This window comes from Acidithiobacillus sp. TH-A36, from assembly GCF_057473445.1.
On record NZ_JBYCKP010000500.1, the window covers coordinates 1 to 1,375 of the forward strand.

2 protein-coding genes are annotated in these 1,375 nt (G+C 47.1%); both read right to left on the bottom strand.

All coding sequences use genetic code 11. The annotated features are described in order from the left end of the window. Positions 1-343: hypothetical protein (locus tag AC2VLY_RS12780; RefSeq protein ID WP_486922402.1), on the bottom strand; the 343-nt coding region annotated here is incomplete at its 3' end. Between the two features lie 64 nt (positions 344-407). Continuing rightward, the gene (locus tag AC2VLY_RS12785; protein WP_486894166.1) at positions 408-1,097 is read right to left on the bottom strand and encodes a hypothetical protein; all 690 of its coding nucleotides are present in this window, start codon (positions 1,095-1,097) and stop codon (positions 408-410) included. Positions 1,098-1,375 lie beyond the last annotated feature (278 nt).

A 1,375-nucleotide genomic window follows, 5' to 3' on the forward strand; every position in this document is an offset into this window, starting at 1 on the left:
GCTGTATCGACATATTATGCCCAGGATACTGCTGGATATCTTTGATGGCCGCTTTCTTTTCAGCTTGTGGAAGGCGAGAAAACCATGCTGCAGGCGCTGGCGTTTCCGTGCGGACATACAACAGATAGCTTCCCCCGAAAGCAAAAAGACAGGAAAGCAAAAAGATCGCAATAACCCACGGACGGAGATAATGCCGCCAGGGTAAGAAATTGCCCCACATGCCCTGGCTGACCCTGTATGCTGAGGTAATAATCGCCGCAGCAAACATGCCGAAGAACCCAAAAAGAAGAAAGGCCAAGAGCACGAATGTAGGGAAAAATGCAGCCAGGTTCAGGATCAGCATAAAACCTCCAAGAGACAGTTACACGCACGAAGAGAGGCCGCCCCTACAGGGCGACCATAACACTTTATTGATCTAGGAAGAGAGAATAATAGACATCATCTCTCAAAGGGGAGTGTCGAAGTGCTCCAGCAATGAGAGCGGACACCTGGGTGTCACTGGAGATGATATAATTGCTGCCAAAGACTTCCGCAATATTGAAACCTTTCAACTCTGATAAGTGTTGTTGGTTATCCTCAATGAAAGAAGACAAAGCAGTGGCCCATTCCTGTAGTGCCTCCATAAGATTGGTATAACGCGCCATAATACGAAACGGAACCCCACCATCTAACGCACGGATAGCGGCCAATTTCTGTGATGCACCATAGGCGATGTTGGCCGCCACACTATCCGGGAGAGTACAGATTAGCTCAACATCCGATGCAGGATATAGTCTGTGAAGAACAGATTGAGGGAAATCGGATTTATTGGTTAAAAAGGTTTTGAAAAGATTGGCGACATCGGTAGAACCGGAACGCATATAAAACTCAGCAAACGGAGCAACAACCTGTCCGAGAAAATCGGGTATGTCCGTCAATGCGTCCTCATGCTCATCCCAGAAATGGACGAGAAAGTGTGCCGTGCTGAGAACGTGGGTGGAAATGGGTTCGCCATGCAACCCAGACCTTTCTTTTTTGCAGGAAAAAATAGGTAGATCGTTACGAAGTGCGGAGGCCCCAACACCAAGATAAAAATTAACCAGCGTGAACTTGTTCATATTGTCCGTTCCTTGTATCTGGAGATAAACGAGGTAACTACATGAATAAATAATACCATAGAGCCGTGCCACCAAAGCATGCCACGATTAAGATATATTCAAAGCGGCCAGGTTCAAGATCAGCATAAAACCTCCAATAGGACGGTTCGGTTACTTGGGTTGATAAAAACGGCCAACCAGAGACATGCGGGAGAAAATCAACGCTGCAAAATGGCGTCGATGTCGGTGCTGGGCAAAGGGGAACCCATCAGTGTGCTTTCCAAAATATCGAATTCCGT